Annotated in this window: 25 protein-coding genes; 19 read left to right on the forward strand and 6 right to left on the reverse strand. The window is 44.8% G+C overall.

Annotated elements, in window-relative coordinates:
- Window positions 1-5: 5 nt before the first annotated feature.
- Complete coding sequence (locus MKY54_RS13735) at window positions 6-389, forward strand: helix-turn-helix domain-containing protein (protein WP_076183618.1); 384 nt, start codon at window positions 6-8, stop codon at window positions 387-389.
- Window positions 390-472: 83 nt separating this feature from the next.
- Here MKY54_RS13735 and MKY54_RS13740 read toward each other — a convergent pair whose 3' ends face one another.
- From MKY54_RS13740 to MKY54_RS13750, 3 genes are all read right to left on the reverse strand, one after another.
- The gene (locus MKY54_RS13740; RefSeq protein WP_339190790.1) at window positions 473-1,309 is read right to left on the reverse strand and encodes a sulfurtransferase; all 837 of its coding nucleotides are present in this window, start codon (window positions 1,307-1,309) and stop codon (window positions 473-475) included.
- A gap of 101 nt (window positions 1,310-1,410) precedes the next feature.
- Window positions 1,411-1,782 (reverse strand): hypothetical protein, encoded by a 372-nt coding sequence (locus MKY54_RS13745; protein WP_076126088.1) that lies wholly within the window; start codon window positions 1,780-1,782, stop codon window positions 1,411-1,413.
- Between the two features lie 151 nt (window positions 1,783-1,933).
- Window positions 1,934-2,305, reverse strand: coding sequence for a hypothetical protein (locus MKY54_RS13750; protein WP_076126089.1), 372 nt, complete (start codon window positions 2,303-2,305; stop codon window positions 1,934-1,936).
- 195 nt (window positions 2,306-2,500) lie between these two features.
- On the opposite strand from MKY54_RS13750, the gene MKY54_RS13755 reads away from it, so the two are divergent.
- From MKY54_RS13755 to MKY54_RS13775, 5 genes are read left to right on the forward strand one after another with little or no spacing between them, the layout of a single operon-like run.
- Window positions 2,501-3,457, forward strand: coding sequence for an ABC transporter ATP-binding protein (locus MKY54_RS13755; protein WP_339190792.1), 957 nt, complete (start codon window positions 2,501-2,503; stop codon window positions 3,455-3,457).
- Entirely contained in the window at window positions 3,450-4,196 is a 747-nt protein-coding gene (locus MKY54_RS13760) for an ABC transporter permease (RefSeq protein WP_076304218.1), read from the forward strand. The genes MKY54_RS13755 and MKY54_RS13760 overlap by 8 nt, the downstream gene beginning before the upstream one ends.
- A 2-nt stretch (window positions 4,197-4,198) precedes the next feature.
- Window positions 4,199-4,573 carry a GntR family transcriptional regulator gene (locus MKY54_RS13765; protein ID WP_339190795.1) on the forward strand — a complete coding sequence of 125 codons (375 nt, stop codon included), beginning with the start codon at window positions 4,199-4,201 and terminating at the stop codon, window positions 4,571-4,573.
- Between the two features lie 13 nt (window positions 4,574-4,586).
- Window positions 4,587-5,288 carry an ABC transporter ATP-binding protein gene (locus MKY54_RS13770; protein ID WP_076126093.1) on the forward strand — a complete coding sequence of 234 codons (702 nt, stop codon included), beginning with the start codon at window positions 4,587-4,589 and terminating at the stop codon, window positions 5,286-5,288.
- Window positions 5,282-6,010 (forward strand): hypothetical protein, encoded by a 729-nt coding sequence (locus tag MKY54_RS13775; protein WP_339190797.1) that lies wholly within the window; start codon window positions 5,282-5,284, stop codon window positions 6,008-6,010. The genes MKY54_RS13770 and MKY54_RS13775 overlap by 7 nt, the downstream gene beginning before the upstream one ends.
- Before the next feature lie 114 nt (window positions 6,011-6,124).
- On the opposite strand, the gene MKY54_RS13780 is transcribed toward MKY54_RS13775, so the two are convergent.
- Window positions 6,125-6,505 carry a PilZ domain-containing protein gene (locus MKY54_RS13780; protein ID WP_076126099.1) on the reverse strand — a complete coding sequence of 127 codons (381 nt, stop codon included), beginning with the start codon at window positions 6,503-6,505 and terminating at the stop codon, window positions 6,125-6,127.
- Window positions 6,506-6,628: 123 nt separating this feature from the next.
- Here MKY54_RS13780 and MKY54_RS13785 point away from each other — a divergent pair, with 123 nt between their 5' ends.
- From MKY54_RS13785 to coaD, 8 genes are all read left to right on the forward strand, one after another.
- A complete protein-coding gene (locus MKY54_RS13785; protein ID WP_076126101.1) occupies window positions 6,629-7,237 on the forward strand; it encodes a pentapeptide repeat-containing protein in 609 nt (202 codons plus the stop codon).
- 990 nt (window positions 7,238-8,227) lie between these two features.
- Window positions 8,228-9,037, forward strand: a complete 810-nt coding sequence (locus tag MKY54_RS13790; protein WP_339190798.1) for a glycoside hydrolase family 73 protein — start codon at window positions 8,228-8,230, stop codon at window positions 9,035-9,037.
- Between the two features lie 20 nt (window positions 9,038-9,057).
- The gene (locus MKY54_RS13795) at window positions 9,058-9,342 is read left to right on the forward strand and encodes a holin (RefSeq protein ID WP_076126104.1); all 285 of its coding nucleotides are present in this window, start codon (window positions 9,058-9,060) and stop codon (window positions 9,340-9,342) included.
- Between the two features lie 112 nt (window positions 9,343-9,454).
- Window positions 9,455-9,877, forward strand: a complete 423-nt coding sequence (locus MKY54_RS13800; RefSeq protein WP_076126105.1) for a hypothetical protein — start codon at window positions 9,455-9,457, stop codon at window positions 9,875-9,877.
- 123 nt (window positions 9,878-10,000) lie between these two features.
- Window positions 10,001-10,105: a sporulation protein YjcZ gene (locus MKY54_RS13805; RefSeq protein WP_111503812.1), complete on the forward strand. Its 105-nt coding sequence runs from the start codon at window positions 10,001-10,003 to the stop codon at window positions 10,103-10,105.
- A gap of 229 nt (window positions 10,106-10,334) precedes the next feature.
- Window positions 10,335-11,291, forward strand: coding sequence for an alpha/beta hydrolase (locus MKY54_RS13810; protein WP_339190803.1), 957 nt, complete (start codon window positions 10,335-10,337; stop codon window positions 11,289-11,291).
- 362 nt (window positions 11,292-11,653) lie between these two features.
- Complete coding sequence (rsmD, locus tag MKY54_RS13815; protein ID WP_076190033.1) at window positions 11,654-12,262, forward strand: 16S rRNA (guanine(966)-N(2))-methyltransferase RsmD; 609 nt, start codon at window positions 11,654-11,656, stop codon at window positions 12,260-12,262.
- Complete coding sequence (gene coaD, locus MKY54_RS13820) at window positions 12,246-12,758, forward strand: pantetheine-phosphate adenylyltransferase (protein ID WP_076126111.1); 513 nt, start codon at window positions 12,246-12,248, stop codon at window positions 12,756-12,758. The genes rsmD and coaD overlap by 17 nt, the downstream gene beginning before the upstream one ends.
- On the opposite strand, the gene MKY54_RS13825 is transcribed toward coaD, so the two are convergent.
- Entirely contained in the window at window positions 12,736-13,962 is a 1,227-nt protein-coding gene (locus MKY54_RS13825) for a nucleoside recognition domain-containing protein (protein WP_339190805.1), read from the reverse strand. The two genes, coaD and MKY54_RS13825, sit on opposite strands and share 23 nt — an antisense overlap.
- Before the next feature lie 152 nt (window positions 13,963-14,114).
- On the opposite strand from MKY54_RS13825, the gene MKY54_RS13830 reads away from it, so the two are divergent.
- Window positions 14,115-15,152, forward strand: a complete 1,038-nt coding sequence (locus MKY54_RS13830; RefSeq protein WP_339190807.1) for a SepM family pheromone-processing serine protease — start codon at window positions 14,115-14,117, stop codon at window positions 15,150-15,152.
- Here the strand turns inward: MKY54_RS13830 and MKY54_RS13835 are convergent.
- The gene (locus MKY54_RS13835) at window positions 15,142-16,380 is read right to left on the reverse strand and encodes a nucleotidyltransferase (protein ID WP_339190810.1); all 1,239 of its coding nucleotides are present in this window, start codon (window positions 16,378-16,380) and stop codon (window positions 15,142-15,144) included. The genes MKY54_RS13830 and MKY54_RS13835 overlap by 11 nt on opposite strands.
- Before the next feature lie 209 nt (window positions 16,381-16,589).
- Between MKY54_RS13835 and MKY54_RS13840 the strand changes: the two genes are divergently transcribed.
- The 4 genes from MKY54_RS13840 to plsX all read left to right on the forward strand — a co-directional run bounded on the left by MKY54_RS13840 (window position 16,590) and on the right by plsX (window position 19,273).
- On the forward strand, window positions 16,590-17,102 hold the full coding sequence (locus MKY54_RS13840) for a DUF177 domain-containing protein (RefSeq protein WP_036686482.1): 513 nt from the start codon (window positions 16,590-16,592) through the stop codon (window positions 17,100-17,102).
- A gap of 69 nt (window positions 17,103-17,171) precedes the next feature.
- Window positions 17,172-17,345 (forward strand): 50S ribosomal protein L32, encoded by a 174-nt coding sequence (gene rpmF / locus MKY54_RS13845; protein WP_019911234.1) that lies wholly within the window; start codon window positions 17,172-17,174, stop codon window positions 17,343-17,345.
- Between the two features lie 358 nt (window positions 17,346-17,703).
- On the forward strand, window positions 17,704-18,300 hold the full coding sequence (gene fapR, locus MKY54_RS13850) for a transcription factor FapR (RefSeq protein ID WP_036686484.1): 597 nt from the start codon (window positions 17,704-17,706) through the stop codon (window positions 18,298-18,300).
- Entirely contained in the window at window positions 18,284-19,273 is a 990-nt protein-coding gene (gene plsX, locus MKY54_RS13855) for a phosphate acyltransferase PlsX (protein ID WP_038570599.1), read from the forward strand. Before fapR ends, plsX begins: the two co-directional genes overlap by 17 nt.
- Window positions 19,274-19,280 lie beyond the last annotated feature (7 nt).

Below are 19,280 nucleotides of genomic sequence, written 5' to 3' on the forward strand. Positions count from 1 at the left end.
TAAGAATGACGGTGTATTGCAAATTCGGAACGGCGCTGGAAATCCTCACAGGCAAATGGAAATCATTGATTCTTCTACGCCTACTGAGCAATGGTACAATGCGGTTCAGCGAACTACAAAAAGCCATTCCGGATATTTCGAAAAAGATGCTGGCCCAGCAGTTGAAAGAATTGGAGTATCACGATATTGTGCATCGCGAAGTGTATGCGCAAATTCCGCCAAAGGTCGAATACTCGATTACGGAGTACGGACAGCTAATGAAACCCGTGCTCCAGACAATGAGCGACTGGGGAGCCGGGCATGTGCAGCATATACAGAAGCAGTACGGCGAAGAAGACGAAGCAGAGGCAAGCGCATCCGAGCTTCGGGAAATCGATTTTTTGCGGTAAACGTTTCGGTATTAAGTGCACTAAAAAAGCCCGCAAAGATTGCGGGCTTTTCCTGTTCTTAAATATACAAATAAAAAGAACGCTTAACTCTCTCCGGTAGCCACCGGATTCTCCTCATATGAAATCCAATCACTCCAGCTTCCTGCATACAGCTTCACATTCTTGTACCCGGCTTTGCCTAGCGCGAGCACATTTGGGCAGGCACTTACGCCTGAACCACAGTACACGATAATTTCTTGCTCAGGATCAATTCCTTCATAATGCTCTTTCAGCACCTCAGTTGATTTCCAGCGCCCTTGCTCATCCAGTACATCCTTCCAGAACTTATTGATCGCTCCGGGAATATGACCTGCCTTCGGATCAATGGGTTCTTCAAGTCCTTCATAGCGGCGGGACTCGCGGGAATCCATCAATAGTGCACCACCGTCGTTAACTACATTTTGCACATCTTCCATGCTAACAAGCATCTTCTTCTGAACATCTGCTTCATACTGGCTAGGAATTCGCACGGCTTGATGATCACTGACGGGAAACTTACCATTTTTCCAAACAGAGTAGCCTTCATCCATTACAAACACACGTTCATGCCCCAAATATTTAAGCATCCACCACAGACGGGAAGCGTAGGCACCGCCTTGATCATCATAAGCAACGACAATGCTATCTCTGTTAATGCCAACCTTGCTAAGAACGGTGGTTAGCTTCGAGATCTCAGGCAGTGGGTGGCGTCCACCGTGTGCGCTTACTGGAGCGGAGAGCTGTTCTTCCAGATGTAGATAAACTGCTCCGGGAATATGATCTTCTGTATAGGCTTTACGTCCAGCTTCCGGGTCAGTAAGTAAAAAACGGCAATCAACTATAACAAGTTCAGGCTCGTATAACCGAGCAAGCAGCCATCGAGTAGAAACGATCGGTTCCATAAAGTAGCCTTCTTTCCTGTTTAATATGTATGGAGTCATTATAGCGGAAAATAAAAGAGGGCGCACCTTAAGCTTATGGCTTAAACTGCGTCCTCATTGAATTAGATCAAACGATATCCTGATGGCAAGCTGCCGGTACGTTGAATGGTGCGAACCTGCGCCGGGGTCAGCCGTTGATTGCTTGAAATGAGCGATTCGACATCTCCTCTTCGCAGAAAGTCGTCCAGTTCGCGGATGCTGCGGTTACCACGCAAAATGACGAAATTATCGCGGAAGGCAGAACGATCGAATAACACAAGCGTAGCGTTCGGATTTGTGGAGAAGAAGCGCAAGCTTTCTATTCCTGTAAGGACTGAATCTATATCTGCAATGCCCAGGTTGCCGCGAAGAGTTCTGCGAAGCCCCCGAAAGTTCTCCTCACTAAACACTCTTAGCCTAGGATATATTACAGATGTTACTTTTTTTGTAATCATGGTTAATCCCTCCAAGTTCGATTGACGAACTGTCGTTTTCGACAACTCGCCGCCAGATTTACCATAAATGAATGCGGTAGTTTCGACTGGAAAAAGGAGTGACCTGGGCGCTAGGCTCCGGATTACTCCTTTTTGTTGTTGTAAGCAATTCCTAGATCAAACGATATCCCGAAGGCAAGTTACCGCTGCTGCGGATATTACGGATTTGTTCGAGGGTTAAGCGTTGGTTAGTAGAAATAATGGATTCCACGTCATTACCTGAAATGAAATCATCCAGATCCCTAATGTTGCGGTTCCCGCGAAGAACACGGAAATTTCCTCTAAACCGGGTTCTTGTGAAGAGTACCAGTGTAGCATTGCTGCTAGTAGAGAAGAACCGAAGGCTCTCAATACCATCGAGGATGTTGTCCGTATTACGAATACCCAGGTTGCCAGTATATACTCTACGGCGTCCATTGAAGTTTTCTTCATCGTACACGGTCAAGCGAGGGAAAGTCTGAGAAATGTGAACTTCTTTTTTCATTTGTAATTCCTCCTTTGTTATCTAATCTATGTTCATATAACTTTTTGGCTTGGCTGAAAGTCTAATAGAAAGCCCTTATTTGCATGAATTTATTATTTTGGGCTTCACTCCAACAATATATTAGTGTACTATTTAACTATGACACTGACACAATATAAAAAATGAACAATACATTAGTTGGCAGGGAGGATTCGCATGAAACAGGGGAGTGGTATAGAAATGCAAGATTCAATCGTTCTGCAAATGAATGAGGTAAGTAAGATCATCAAAGGAAGACCGATTGTGGATAAGCTGACATTTGATATCCGTAAGGGTGAAATTGTTGGATTGCTAGGTCCAAACGGTGCAGGAAAGACCACAACGATTCGAATGATGACGGGTTTAATAAGGATGAGCGAAGGCGATGTGATTATCCAAGGCCACAGTGTGAAAAAGGATTTTAAGCAGGCGATTGGCCATATCGGTGCGATAATTGAAAATCCAGAGTTTTATCCCTATATGACTGGACTTGATAATCTGAAGCAGTACCAAAGAATGACGGATAACATTGAGGCTGGCAGAATAGATGAGGTTGTAGAACTGGTAGGACTTCAAGAAGCGATGAATAAAAAAGTAAAGGCTTATTCGCTGGGGATGCGCCAACGTCTTGGGATTGCTCAGGCGCTTCTCAATCGGCCGAAGTTATTGATTTTAGATGAGCCTACGAACGGACTTGATCCGGCCGGAATACGGGAAATGCGTGATTATATGCGTACCATCGCCGAAGTGGAAGGCATTTCTATTCTGATTTCCAGCCATTTACTTACTGAAATTGAACAAATATGCCATCGGGCTATTGTGATCCAGAATGGTAAGCTGGTGACCGTAACTACGATTGGTGAGGAGCAGGAAGCAACCGCACAAGTGAAGCTCACCATCCGTGTAGGATCAATCGAATCCGCTATAAATATCTTGGAGCGCTTGGATTATGCGGAATTGATCTCTATGGATAGTGCGCGATCTGAAGTGACAGTAAGACTGCTTGATAGCAGAGTACCGGAGCTTGTATCTACTTTTAGTGATGAAGGCGTGGGGATTTTTCGGATTACGGAGAATAAACAAAGTCTTGAGGAAGATTTCTTGAAATGGACAGGAGGAAACCGCATTGCGTAACTTTAATAATCTGATTGTGAATGAATGGCTCAAGCTCTCAAAAAAACGCACATTTTTTATGCCATATCTGATATTAATTCTATTATCCCTGCTGTTAGGTTATATAGTTCATTCTGTCTCACCTGGCCTGTTTGAATCAGCTTATGATTTTTCAGCAATGATGCTGCTTTCCCAAGGGATTGGGCAAGTGATTACAATTCTTGCGATTATCGGAACAGCAGGTATTGTCTCAAAAGAGTATAGTCAAGGAACCATCAAGTTCCTGCTTATCCGCGCCAGAAGCCGTACAGCAATCCTCGCATCCAAATATGTGGTTGTACTGTTGTATGCTTTGACTTTGACTGTCATCGGAGGTATAGCCGTTTTTGGAACAGGAGCTTTGTGGTTTGGACTAAGTGGTGGAGAAGCGGGTATGAGTGAGATGCTTACAAACCTATTGTATAATCTCGTTAGTACGGTTGTGTATGGAACACTTGCTTTTATGCTGGGGATATTGACCACTTCAACGGGAGTAACGATTGGGGCTACTATGTTTGCATTAATGATAGACAAATTGATTATTTCTCGTGATTTTTACAAATATGTTCTGTTTCCAAACTTAAATTTATCTGCTTATGAAGGTGGAGGAGCACCAATGCCTGGAATGACACTGACCTTTTCTGTCGTGATGCTTGTCTTATACACAGCTGTCTTTCTTCTCGTAGGTTTCTCCGTCTTTAGACGAAGGGATGTTGCTTAATCATGACAATCGAATTCGATAACAACCTGCCGATTTATATACAGATCATGAATTACATCAAAGGTGAAATCGTCACAGGCAAGCTGAAACCGGGAGATAAAATACTCTCAGTACGAGAACTTGCCAGTGAACTGCAGATTAATCCGAATACGGTGCAAAGGACTTTTCAGGAACTGGAGCGTGAAGAAATCGTGGAAACCCGGCGTGGAATGGGAAGATACGTCACAAGTAATGAAGGTACTATCCTGACCATCAAAAAAGAAATGGCCAAAGATGTGCTAGATCGTTTCATTCGTGGTATGCAGGATCTTGGCTTTCAAGGCGAAGATATTTTAGCGGTGGTTGCGGAGAATATCCGTAACAAGGATAAAGAATAGGGGGATAAACAAGTTGGGGAATATACTTGAGGTTCATGAAGTTACAAAAAAATATAGATCCAAGCATGCCCTCCACAAGGTATCTTTTAATCTGAGTGCGGGTAAGATCACAGGACTGCTGGGCAGTAACGGCAGCGGCAAAAGTACACTTATGAAAATCATCGCTGGACTGACACAACCTACCTCTGGTCGTGTATCCGTCATTGGGGGTTCTGTAGGAACAGAAAGTAAAGCGGTGGTGTCGTTTATGCCTGATAAGCCGCTTACAGAATCCTGGATGAGTGTTTCTGATGCTCTGAAATTCCAAACTGACTTCTATCCGGATTTTGATCAGACTAAAGCCTCGCGAATGTTGGAGTTTATGAAACTAAGAGCGCAAGATAAGGTAAAGGACCTGTCCAAAGGGATGAACGAACGTTTACAGCTTACACTTGCCCTATCACGCCGAGCTAGCCTTTATTTGCTGGATGAACCCATTGGTGGTGTAGATCCGGTAGCTAGAACAAAAATTCTTAACGCGTTAGTAGAGTTTTATGAAGAGGACAGTACCATTCTCTTATCAACCCATTTAGTATCGGATATTGAGCGGATCTTTGATGATGTGATTTTTATAAAAGAAGGAGAAATTCTGATGCATACTGCGGTGGAGGATATTCGGCTACGCCATGGCAAAAGTATTGACGAACTGTTCAGAGAGGTGTACGCAGAATGCTAAAGCTAGTGAAGTATGATTTTAGACGGGATAGGGATAAGTTTCTTGCAGTTTTTGTAATCATAATTCTGGCACAGATTGGGTTAGGATTTACCAAACTGCATGACTATGAACGGTTTACTTTGAACGGAATAGCTTATGTTATTGCAGGACTGATCTTTCTTGTCATGGCAGCAAAAACCTTTTTTAACAATATAAATTCCTATAATCGTCGCCTAGTGCCCGTAAGAACTTTGAACACAGTCCTTTCTCCGTTAGTGCTCTATTTAGCTCTAATGCTGGGTATTATTTTAATAGCTTTGATCCATTTTGGCGTGTATCTTTCAATGTATCCCTCCTCATTTCTTCCGGAGAATTTCTGGAAAGTGGGATTGTTAGTTCTCTTGCAGGCGTATTGGTTTGCCGGTTATATCATGCTTACCTTGATGGTCTCCATTACGGTTGCACGAAGTGTGAAATTTAAGGGGCGAGTATGGATTGGGCTGGCCACTGCGTATTTGTTACAGAATGGAATATTCTATTTGGAGTATTTTATTTTCAAAAGTAACTTCACTGCTTGGGAAAGTGTATTCCAGTTCGAGGTCATAGATGAGACGGATACCGCAAATGGGATCCAGCTTATACAGGGTCATTTGAATCTAGCTCCTCTTCTGTTTGAAGCGGTGATAGCAGTTCTTCTTATAGCGGTCATCATCAAGCTCGTTAATAAAAGAGTGGACATCTAGCTACAACTTGGCGGAATAGTTTTTAGAACGGAGACAGAGCGATTTAGCTTTGTCTTCGTTTTTGTGCAAAAAAAAGACGTCCTTCTAAGTGAAGGGCATCTGTTAGGGTAAGTTCTACAGACCTTCAACCCGAAGGGTGGCGGTCCATGTTTCAAGCTCTCTTATTAGGCGTTCTTCCTCATTTTCGTCCAAGCGGAATTTAACTCCATATTGATATTGGCCAAGCCCAAACATCCAACCCCACCGGACGCTGCATAAGAGCTGAAGCTTCTCTTCATTTAATTGAAGATGAATAATAAGCCTAGTATCTCTTGCAGTGAATCGAAGATTCAAAGGAGTACGTACCTTACAACCCGAACGGCTAAGATCGAGTAATACAGCCTCTGTTAACTTTCCAGCACCTGGACCGGAATTGTTAAGCGGAACTTCAATCCAGCATTCAAGCGGATGGTTCATAACATAACGGAATGGTTCTTTCCTGCTGGACACATCCATAATTTTCCTCCCCATTGTTTATTTGCTATTATATCGAAAGGGAATGTTGAGAACAATCTACTAAAGTGCTATTTTTAATTAAGAATTAATTTTTTTAATACTAACGAAGGTGATGAGATTTATATGTACCAATACCTTAATGAAACGTTCCGTAATCACAATTTTGATCAAGGAAGCTTGCAGGATGGTGAGTTAAATAACTGCACATTCGAGCAATGCTCCTTCAAAGGCACTTCTATGGAAGAGATGAACTCTATTGGCTGCCGATTTATTGATTGTGATTTTACTGGAGCCATGCTTAATGCGTCTCACCATAAAGGTTCAGCGTTTACCAATTGTAAATTTACGGGAGCGAACTTGTTTGTATCTAAATTTGAAGATTGCAAGATGGTAGGATCGGATTTCTCAAATGCATATTTGGACGGGATCTCCCTACTCGGAGGGGACTGGTCGTACACGAACCTAAGACATACTAATCTAAGCAGACAGGATCTGCGAGGGATTCGATTTACAGAAGCGGATTTAATGGGCTGTAATTTGCAAAAAAGTGACTTGCGCGGAGCGGATTTGAGCCGTGTACAATTGTCTCAATGCAAGCTTAAGGGAGCGGATATGCGGGAAGCGATTGTTGAAGGAATTGATTTAAAGAGTCTGGATCTGCAGGGAGTGCGGATGGATATTGAACAGGCGGTACTCTTGGCACGTTCATTTGGGGCAAAAGTAGGGAATTAGTAAACGGACGCATCAGTTGCTAGCGTGGATCATAAAGACCTCCGCTAGCAAATCAATGCTTGAAGCGGAGGGGGTGGCAGCGCAGATTATTATGAGTATTCTAACTGCTGAACCTATGTATTATGGCATATGTAATAGTATGCGTTAACGTAACCGTTTTCTGGGTTTTGTCCACCATTTAATCCATAAGAATCCATCATCATCACGAAAAAACTTTATACCTACCCAGCGTAAGGGTGTCCATACTTCTTTAAAATAATATGAAGGCATAGTCTGTTAGACCCTCCTATATAGTAAATTATTACTATATATTACGCTAATTCTACGGGATTCACAAGCTAGATTTACTAATAATTACATATTGTCCGGGTGAAAGGAGTTGAGGATGCATTATGCAGGACCTAAGGCACCGCTTGAGCTACCGAGAAGTGCACCCTTCCATTTTACATAGACGCTCTACGTCATAGTGGATAGCAGTGGTCGATGTCATGAAAGACAAAGGAGTAGTAGTTCTCTAATAATAGGAGAACTACTACTCCTTTTTTTGGGATCGTTGTTTGGCTGCTTTTACACCGCTGAGTCATATTCAGTCTATTGAAGCTTTAGGACCCGGATGACGTTATTAGCATGTTTTTATCCTTTTTAGCATGGTTTCGGACCTCAGAGACATTATTCTATATGAAGAGCCTGTTATTGAATGTTTTTGGTGCCAATTACGGCTGTGGTGTCCGTTAATATCCAAAAAGTGAGCTAACGCTGCGTATAAGGTCAGCTGAGTCCAATAGATGATTCGTAAGCGAATGAGATGTAATTAGGAAGTTAGATGTTCAGATCATTGAGGCTACTCCAGCAGTCATTTCATGGGTAATGGGATGGCTTTTTTTTGTTGCCGAGTTGGATTCGAATCTAGTAAAAACACAATGTTAGAAGGGGATAAGCACAGTCATTTTATGATGCCTCGCATTTAATAAACGGAGAGGATGTGATGAGATGACAGAAGGCGAGTTTATAGCGAAGATTGCGAATTTTGCTGTAAAGGACATGCAGCTCACTAAGGTTCCTGCTTCGTTAACCATTGCTCAAGCGGCTCTGGAGTCAGGCTGGGGCAGCAGTGGATTGACTGTGAAAGCGAATAATTTGTTTGGGATCAAAGGAAGTGGACCTGCTGGCAGCATTACTGTACAAACTACCGAATATATTAACGATAAAGCTGTTAAAGTGAATGCCCCTTTTCGAGCCTATAACAACTGGGGAGAATCTATCGCGGATCATTCCGACTTGATTGTGAATGGAGTCTCATGGAATCGCAACCTTTACAGCAAGGTTCTCGGTGCGAGTGGCAAGGTGGCCGCACAAGAGATTGCCGCAGCTGGTTACGCTACTGATCCGAACTATGCAGCTAAGCTGATTCAAATTATGAATACCTATAATCTGTATCAATATGACGACAAATCCATGGGAGGAGATGATGAGATGTCAGCAGAGGATAAGCAAAAGCTTGTTAGTCTAGAATCGGAAGTAAAGGAACTGCGTGCTCTTATAGCAGCTCTTACAGATAGCAGGGATACGCTGAAAACAGGTGTGCAAGAACAGGGGCAGTCGATTAATAAGCTTACGGATCGGGTGACATTCATTGAAAATCGGGCAGTCATGAATGTCCCTGCATGGGCTGAAGCGGCTGTGAAAGCAGCGACTGCGGCAGGACTTCTCGATACTCCATCGGGTGGCAGTTACGATTTCTATCGCATATTAACGGTGCTGAACCGTGCAGGTTTACTTGTAACAGGAAGTAAAAAATGAAATAAGGAGGATTAAAAAACATGTATAACGATGCTCTCAACAGTGTGCTTGCCTTTGCTTCAGTCCTAGCTGTTTTTGTAATGGCACTTGTACAACTTGTGAAGAATAGCATTGAACTTCCGCGGAACATTGTGCCAGTAGTGGGGTTGGCTATTGGCTTGCTGGTTGGAGCAGTTGCCTATCCGTTCACTGATATGAATCTGATTCTGCGACTCTGGGCGGGGGGGCTTGCGGGACTATCAGCGACCGGTTTGTTTGAACTAGCTTTTAATAAAAGGGAGGGGACGAAAAAAGATGATAAATAGATCTTGCCTATGAGTTTTATAAAACAATCGTTTTACACTGGTAATGTGGCTATGCATTCTATCGAGAACACTAATATATTATGGTATGCCAATTTATAAAGGGGGTGCAACGATGGGAACTTACCTTGATGCTAGAACATCTCAAAATGCCAGCCTCGCCAACTCTATATCTATTCCTATTACGGTACTTAACACGCCGCAGCTTTTTGGACAGATTGGGTTGTTAACGGCTGGAGTGACTACCAATCCACGTGTTCTCCTTAAAGGAACGATATCAGTGACGCTTCCGCTAGCGTTAGTGGGCATCACAATTACGATTGTAAGAGGAACCTTGGCTACCGATCCAAAAGTGTATTCTGCTACTTCAACTTTTGCTCTTAGTATATTGGCTCCGCAAGTAATAACCTTTTCAGCAGCGGATTTCTTACCAGCCATCACACCTCAGCTCACTTATACAGCATTTGTTTCTTCTAATCTTCTCGGTACAGTACGTGTGGGCCCAGAAAGCTTTGATGGTATTTTAGTTTCTGATTAATTGTAGAGCCTTTAACCTCGCTGGTAGCCCAGTAGAGGTCTTTTTTTTTAACTGAACGCCCAATCTTCTAAGGGGATCATTACATATCTTATGATGTATTCTAAATACGGAGGAGGTCTTCTCATGGGTGCTGAATATGGTCATGTTGGTGGTGCTTTTACTTCTACAGGCGCAATCTTAGTTTTGTTCATCTTATTAGTAATTATTACAAGCGCATGCATATTCTAAATCACTAAAATAGCAGAGCTCCATGTTGGCATTTTGCCGACTTGGGGCTTTTTTTTTGTAGATATTTTGTCCATTAAGGTAATATAAAATAATAAGTTAAAAGAATACTAATCACGTAGTGAATAACATGAGTTTACAATACTATGATTTTGAATATTCAAATATACATGTTATCTTAATCTGATAACATAGATTAATACTGTTAAATTTTATTTAGGAGAGAGCTAGTTTGAAGAAAAAAATGATGATCGGAATTTCTTCTGTTATTGTACTTTTAATCATTGTTGTAACTGTGGGAAGCTTTTATTTCTATCATGTTGCTATTGCACGTGCTTCAAAGGACTTCTTAAATGAAAGCCCTGACCTGCAGTCCAGTCCAGAGGTAGAACAATCTAAAGATACCTCGAAGGCAGACCAAGAGTGGTGGGATACCCAGAGCTTTGATAGATGGGAAATGAATTCTGATGACGGAATACAGCTTAAAGCGTACTATTTAGCTGCTCCTGAACATTCCGATAAGACAGTGATTATTGCTCATGGCTATGCTGGAAATGCAACTCAAATGAGCGGTTATGCCAGAATGTATTATGAGAGACTTGGATATAATATTTTGCTGCCGGATGCCAGAGGACATGGAGAAAGTGAGGGTGACTATATCGGCTTTGGATGGCCAGAACGTAAGGATTACCTGAAGTGGATACAGAACGTTCTGAAAGCAAACGGTGAGGATACACAGATCATACTGCACGGTGTTTCCATGGGGGGAGCTACCGTAATGATGACAAGCGGTGAGGATTTACCAGCTAATGTTAAAGCAATTGTGGAAGATTGCGGCTATACCTCAGTGAAGGACGAGCTTACCTTTCAATTAAAAAGAATGTACCATCTCCCCGCCTTTCCAATTGTAGATACGACCAGTATGCTAACAAAGATCCGGGCAGGTTATTCCTTTGGTGAAGCCTCGGCCTTAGAACAGGTGAAGAAATCTAAAACGCCAACTCTGTTTATTCATGGCGATAATGATACTTTTGTTCCTACGGAAATGGTTCATACGGTATATGAAAATAGTCCGGTCGAGAAGGAGCTTTACATCGTTCCTAATGCGGGTCACGGAGAAGCTTTCCGCAGGGATCCGGTTAAGTATGAGAGCGTAGTTTCTGAGTTTATCGGAAGATTTGTGAAATAGTTGTTGCTGAAAAGGCTGCCGAAAGGTAGTCTTTTCGTGCTTATAATACCGTTAAACATAAATTCGGGGCCCTCTTTCGAGGGCCCCTTTCATGGGAGAGGAGAAACCGGACGAAGAGCTTATGGGGAAACGTAAGCCTGCTCCGCGGTTGTCTACGACATTTGTGGTGTCGATAATTACATGATGTCCCTGGAAGTCCAATCTTATACATTAAGATGACTTATTTCTCTGAATAAGCTGTTTCGCCTTCTTATTTCATATCTAGACAAATTTTTTATTTCATCGCGCAAATGTGTTACGATAGGCGTGGACTTATGCCCTTTTGGGCATAACAAACAGAGATATAGAGCGGGTGAATAACAGTGAGAGTGGTATCGGGAAGTGCAAAAGGAAGGCCACTGAAGAGTGTTCCGGGAAGTGGGACAAGGCCTACGACCGATAAGGTGAAGGAAGCTGTATTTAGCATGATAGGCCCATATTTCGAAGGTGGAGTGGTGCTGGATTTGTTCGCCGGTACTGGGGGGTTGGGGATCGAAGCCTTAAGCAGAGGGATGGAAAGCGGCGTATTTGTTGATATGGATCCTAAAAGTATCGACACGATCCGCGCCAATCTGAAGGCTACTAAGCTGGAAGAACAAGCGCAGGTGTACCGTAATGAAGCTGGGAGAGCGCTAAGTGCGTTGGAGAAGCGGGGGAAAATTTTTGATTTGGTCTTTTTAGATCCTCCCTATCGCTTGAAGCATGGGGATGAGCTTATGCTTATGATGGTCGAAAAAGGAATGCTGCAAGAGGACGCAATTATTGTTCTGGAGCATGAATCAAGTTATGCCTATCCTGAAGACATTCCAGGATTTTATAGGCTGCGTCAGGCCGTATACGGAGAAACGACAATTTCTATTTACCAGTATGAAACTAATCCTGCAGAGGAAAGTGAAGCTGGTGAGGAGGTAGAGAATGAGTCAGCAAATTAGAAAAGAACGTGTTGCCATTTATCCAGGTACCTTTGATCCCGTGACTATGGGACATATGGATATTATTCGGCGCGCATCCAAGCAATTCGACCGTTTGATTGTAACGGTGCTTAATAATTTGAGTAAAAACCCGCTGTTTACTGTTGATGAACGGACAGAGCTATTAAGACAGGCGACCGCTGATATTCCCAATGTGGAAATTGACAGCTTCCGTGATCTGTTAGTGAATTATGTTCGTCAAAAAGATGCTCAAGTCATTGTTCGGGGTATCCGTACCGTTACTGACTTTGAATATGAGCTGCAAAACGCATCGATCAACCATAGCCTGGATCCCGATGCAGAAACGATTTTTATGATGACTAATCCGAAATATTCCTACTTAAGTTCCAGCGTTGTTAAAGAAATCGCCCACTTCGGCGGGAATGTGACTGATTTTGTGACGCCTGAGGTTGAACAAGCGATGAAGCGTAAATTTAACCGAGCCGATGGCGAATAGTACTTACTAGATACGTTCCAGCAGATAATCCCAACAGGATGATGAGCAGAAGGGCTTGCAGACTTAGCAGCTGTGGAAAAGAGCTCCATATGTCCGTTACATTAATGGTGCCGCTTGGAGTCGGGCGTGAGTCTGCAAGTGCTGGTAAAGCAGCTTTAGGGATAACCAGCAATGGTTTCCAGAGCAATAAAGTTAACAGAAAAGCATAAAGTCCATGCATCAGACGAACCGTAGCGTAGGGTAGAAATCTGACTCTGGCTTGTTTGAGCATGGTCAGCACCTGTAGTTGCGCACAGAGTCCGCTCCAGCCCAGTGCAGCAGACAGCAAAGCTATCCCAAGCATACTAGAAGGACCTGTTCCTATGCTTGCTAGCCCTTTGCTGATTGCGTCGGCGCCTAAATGAATTTCCAGCAAGCTTGCTGGCAGAGCAGCTGGCAATGCGGGAAGTACAGTAGTGATGATATTGATGACTACAGCGAACATAATCATGTAACCGCCCACGACCATCAGACTTTGCACGGCATTAGCGACGGACTCGCCGAGAAGCTTGCCGAAGCTGCGTCCGTCTTTTGCTCTGGCATCTGTTGCTGCAAGCTGAACGCGACTATATAAAGAAGGCTGTTTGGTGTCCGTGGAGATCTTATCAACTGGTTTCGTGTTCGCTGACCGCCCCTTTAATAGAGCATCGGTGTAGCTGGCTAGAAGTCCAGAGATCCAGTGGATGGCCAATAGGAAATAACCTGCTGAAGTACTGTGTAGAAAAGCTATGCCAATTACTATAAGCATGGTTACCGGGCTGGCGAAGTGTGTAAGTGCGGCAAGTCGGGCGGCTTCCTTGTCAGAAATGCTGTTCTGCTTGTGTAGCTGCATGACCCCTCCAGCTCCACCGGGGAATCCGGCTGTGATTCCGAGTGCCAAGGTCCAGCCGCTGGCACCGGGCAGACGAAAGACCTTTTTCATCAATGGCTCCAGAAGCACTCCGAAACCATGCACGAAACCCGAGGCGGTAAGCATCTCTGACAGCATCAGGAAGGGGAGCAGGGCAGGGAATACGAGTGTCCACCAAAGCTTCAATCCTTGGAGTGAAGCCTCAAAGGAGCTCTCCGGTGAGATAATAATTGCAATGGCTGTCAGGATTGCCATAATCCCGGGTATAAATGGTGTGGAGCGTGTAGCTAGTCGGCGTATTTGAATATTTTTCATTTCTCAGATCACCTCTTCATAACTTAAGGCATGGACGATGTGTTATCAATTTATGCAGAGTAGACAACCATCATGCCAAACCACTAGTCGAAGCGGTAATGAAGTTCAATCATTCATATCCTAAAAGTGCCGCGGGAAAGAAGGGAAGAGCAGTGAAGCAACTGAAGCATCGGCCGGGTTTCCGCGCCACAGCTTATCTGTTTACGTTTGTAGTAATCGTGTATGTATTTGTCTTTATGAACACCCCGTACATCGTATATCAGCCAGGCAGTGCATCTGAGGTTGCCCCTATGATTAAGGTAGAGAATGCCGATCCGGCTGAAGAAGGAACGTTTATGATGACTACGGTGTCTGCTAGTTATGCTAATGTGGCCTTATTGGTCGCCTCTGCTTTTAATTCCAATTCAGAGGTTGTGCGAAAAGAAACCCGGCTAGGGGATAAATCAGAAGACGAATATGCTGCAGAGCAGGTTTATTATATGAATAGCTCACAGTCTTATTCTGTTCAGGCCGCTTATCATGCAGCGGGAATTCCATATGAGGATGTAGTGGATTATCTCTACATCTTTTCGGTTCCTGTAGAAAGTAATAAAGGACAATTTCTGCCGGGTGACAAAATCATTAGTGTAGAGGGACAAAAAGTGCCCGATCCTGAAGCACTGTCTAAACTGCTCTCCTCTAAAAAAATCGGAGATCAAGTCGCTGTTGTTTTGCAAAGAAATGGCAAGGAAGTACAAGAACAAGTGACGTTGGTTGAAATAAAGGATAAAGAGGGCGCTGCCGTTCGACCTGGTTTTGGAGTCACTATTGCCGCCGTTCAAAAAGTAAAACCAAAAGAAGCAGGGAAAGCTGTCAGCTTTGTAGATACAAATGTTGGCGGACCTTCGGCAGGGCTAATGTTTACTATGGAAATTTACAATCGCCTTACTTCTGGTGATTTAACTAAAGGCCATAGGGTTGCAGGGACGGGTACGATTAACGCTGAGGGTGTAGTTGGTGCTATCGGTGGAGTGAAACACAAGATCGTGGCTGCGGACCGAGAAGGGGCGGAGATTTTTTTCGTGCCTGTTAAGAATTATGACGAAGCCAAAGCAAAAGCTGATAAAATCGGCACATCTATGAAGCTGGTGCCTGTATCTACGCTGGATGAGGCGCTGAAGTATATGGAGGAACTGCCGGTCAAACCATGACCGGAGGTTCCAAATAATCGCGGTACATATCAATTCTGCGTGGTTCCTTAAATGCTCCCGCGAAAGCGGAAGCGGCTTGAAGATCTCGCTCAAGCTGCGGATGGGAACAAAGGGACGGGCGCATGACGATGGGCAACGTAGCTTTTTGTTTCATTTCTTTAAGCAGTGCTCGTCCGCTTTCTCTAAAACCAAGAATACGAATATATCCGGGCCCCTCTGCTAGTATGGAAGGGGTCATTTCTTTTTTAGAATGATTTAACAGAACATGTAGCAGCAGACGCTGTAACCGTGTATGTGTGTAGCGCTTGCTCTTAAGGGCGTGAAGCAGGCCTGAAACAGAGAATTGCTCCAACTCAGGCAAAAGCCGCAGTATTCGGTTCTCCAAGCCTTCATTCATATCATGGATCGCGTGTAACTCGGCCGCAGTATGGGTGATCAGCAGATGGCGGAGCGGGATACTGAAGCTCTCCAAGCTCAGAGGACCCCTTCCGGCTGCATGCTCTCTTTCCAAAATGGACACGCTATAATCCGGCATATAAGCAGCGGGAGATCCGCCTTCTTGCAGCAGCTTACGGATGGCCGTCGCACTTGCAATAGAAGAGTCGGCTTGTAATGGGTCATGGAAGCCTGCTGCTGTGCGCGGAACGGTTAGTGGCATTATCTTGCTGTGCAGCCGCTGCAAGGCGATAAGATAATGCAGTCCAAGGCTGTTATTCGGCTGGCGCAGCAGCTCGCCTGCATCTCCGGGACTCTCCGTTTCCGGGAGAGTCCCTTCAAAGGCCACCGCCGCCGCTGCGCTGTACGCGGCGGGGAAGCTCGCTCCGAGCGCCATGCGGCGGCGGATCTCGCTCTGAAGCTCGCTGCTTTCCTCAGCCAGATATCTGGCCAGCGGGAGCAGCGAGCCCAAAGTGCCGGCTTCGGAGCCGAAGCACAAGCTGTCCACGACCCCGGTCGCTTCCAGCAGTGCAACTGCTCCGAACGCGAACCACTCGGCTGGCTGGACGGCATAAGCCACCGGCAGCTCAATGACGAGGTCGGCGCCCATATGCAGCGCCATCTCTGTCCGGGCTTGCTTGCTTACCGCCGCCGGCTCGCCGCGCTGGGTAAAGGGACCACTCATGACGACGATGGTGCGCTCTGCGCCGGAAAGTCTTTTGGCTTCCGTGAAGTGATGCACATGTCCGTTATGTAAAGGATTGTATTCTGCGATGATTCCAACCGTTGTCACTGTGGCTTCCCTCCGATAAGTAAGGTATATTTATTGAGTTTAGTAGGGTAGATTTCTAGAGATACTGTTAGCACAAGCTGATCTTTTGATTTACACTAATAGTTATATCATAATTCACCGCATTTTCTGAAACAATATAAAGGGAAAATGGTTGACAAAGGTATAGAATACTAGGTATAATAAATTTTGTTTGTTTGGGAGTGATAAGTATGCAGATTCACTTTCGCAAATTAGCGAATGCCGACGAACCGTTACATATTCACGATGTTGTGGATGTCAGCGAGGTAGTCAAAGGGCGCAAGGATATTCTAACTGTTGCTCCGCTCTCAGTAGACCTTAAAGCGCTGCCCGCGGGAACCGATTGTGTGAACGTGGTGGGGAAACTGAGTGGAGATGTGGACATGTTATGTTCACGTTGTCTCACGGAGGTCAAAAGTGATTTGAACATTCCTTTTGCTGAGACTTTCAAGTGGCTTAAGCAGCCAGTTCTTCCAGATGATGACGAAGATGAGGATCTCATTTACGTCAAGGATGAGGTTGTGGATCTTATCCCGTATGTGGAAGAAAATTTCGTACTGCACTTACCGGATTCGGTATTGTGCAAGGCAGACTGTCTTGGTCTTTGTCAGAAATGCGGACAGAACTTGAACGAAGGCACCTGCAGTTGCGACAACACAGTGATCGATCCTCGACTCGCTGGGTTGAAAGACTTTTTCAAATGAAACATTACAACAAAACACATCCTGCTCTGAGGAGCAGGCTGACAGAAATATCACGAGGAGGTGGAACACATGGCAGTACCACAACGTAGAACGTCTAAAACACGCCGTGACAAACGTCGCACCCACTTTAAGTTGGTTGTGCCGGGCATGGTGAAATGTGAACAATGCGGAGAGTTGAAACTAGCTCACCACGTATGCAAAGTTTGCGGAACTTACAAAGCAAGAGAAATCATCAAACAATAGTTTCAAAAATAAGTAGTACTTCACTTCGGTGAGGTACTATTTTTTTGTCCAAATTTAATAAAGATAAGGTTTGCAGCTATACTTTATGTTCCGCTCAGAAGTCAATGCTTTATTTTTGGTGCGGCATGCTTTATACTACATATTAGTACCTGGTTCTAAAAAATATTTATGATTGTTTGACCTAATATAACAGCGGCCATTCAAGCGGCCGGATGCTTTCTTTAAAATATAAGGAAGTATAAGTTATGCACCTATACTTTATGTCTTATATTTCTCGCTTAAACGCTTACCGTCCTTATTAGGGCGCCGAAGGCGTTTATGCTTGGCATGTGCCAGGAGGTGAGCCGCTATCGAGCGGATGTCCAAGAAAGAACGTCAGCAACAGCTGCTACATATAATTGCAGGCAATCCTTTTGTAACTGATCGGGAGTTGACTCGTCAGCTGAAGGTGAGCATTCAGACGATTCGGTTAGACCGGATGGAGCTGGGAATACCAGAACTGCGTGAAAGAATGAAACAAATGGCAGAGCATTCCTATGATCAGGTGCGCTCTTTGCCTGCGGATGAAGTGATCGGAGATATTGTGGATTTACAGCTCGATAAGAGCGGGATTTCGATCTTTGAAATTCGTGAGGATCATGTCTTTTCCAGAAATGGGATCGCCCGTGGCCACTACGTGTTTGCTCAAGCCAATTCGCTTGCGGTTGCTGTAATTAACGATGAAATTGCCTTGACTGCTTCAGCCGACATACGATTTGTTCGTATGGTTCTGCTTGGTGAGAAGTGCATTGCTAAAGCTCAAGTGCGGTCACTTGCAGGCAGAGGCGGCAAAGCAGAGGTGGACGTATTCACCTATGTCGGAGAAGAATTGGTATTTCAAGGCCACTTTATAGTGTATCGTTCCGCTAATGAAGAGTATAGTGAAGGGGGTAACCGTAGTGCTGATCGCCATTGATGCCATGGGCGGGGACAACGCTCCTGAATGTAATGTCGAGGGGGCGTTGTCCGCGGCCGCGGAATGGAAAGATACGCAGATTGTGCTCGTAGGTGACGAAGCCAGACTAGAGCCACTGCTGAAGGACAAGCCGTCCAACCTGAGTGTGCGGCATGCAGGAGATGTTATTGGTTCTGATGAAGAGCCGGTTAAGGCGGTTCGCCGCAAAAAAGATTCATCCATGGTTGTAGCTGGACGTATGGTGCGTGAGGGCGAAGCAGATGCTATGATTTCGTCAGGTAACACGGGGGCGCTTATGACTACAGGGTTACTTGTAGTAGGCCGTATGCAGGGGATTGAACGTCCGGCGCTGGCACCTATGATTCCGACGCTGGATGATGTTGGCGTGCTTGCGCTTGATCTTGGCGCTAACATGGATGCGAAGCCTGAACATCTGGTGCAATATGCGCTGATGGGCAGCATTTATCGGAATAAAGTGCATGGCATTGCTAAGCCGCGGGTTGGACTTCTAAATGTAGGGACGGAGCCTGGGAAAGGCAACGAACTGACCAAAGAAGCCTATCCACTGCTGGAGAACTTGCCGGGCATTCATTTTATCGGTAATGTTGAGGCACGCGACGTACTGACAGGAAACTGCGATGTGCTTGTCTGCGATGGATTTGCTGGTAATATCCTGTTGAAGTCGCTTGAGGGTACAGCGGGTGCATTGTTCTCTTTACTGAAGGAGCAATTCAGCCGTTCTCTGAAGACTAAACTTGGAGCGGCTATGCTGATGCCGGAGCTTAGAGCCCTGAAGGGCAAGATGGATTATAAAGAGCATGGCGGTGCACCGCTGCTTGGTCTTAGCGGATTGGTAGTTAAGGGGCACGGATCTTCAGACGGAAATGCGGTTAAAAATGCAGTAAGACAAGCGCGGATTGCTCTGCAAGCCGATCTTGTGCCAAGTATATCCAAGGAAATTAGCGGGAAGTGAGTGACGA

The organism is Paenibacillus sp. FSL P2-0121, assembly GCF_037975345.1.
Lineage (GTDB): Bacteria > Bacillota > Bacilli > Paenibacillales > Paenibacillaceae > Paenibacillus_AQ > Paenibacillus_AQ odorifer.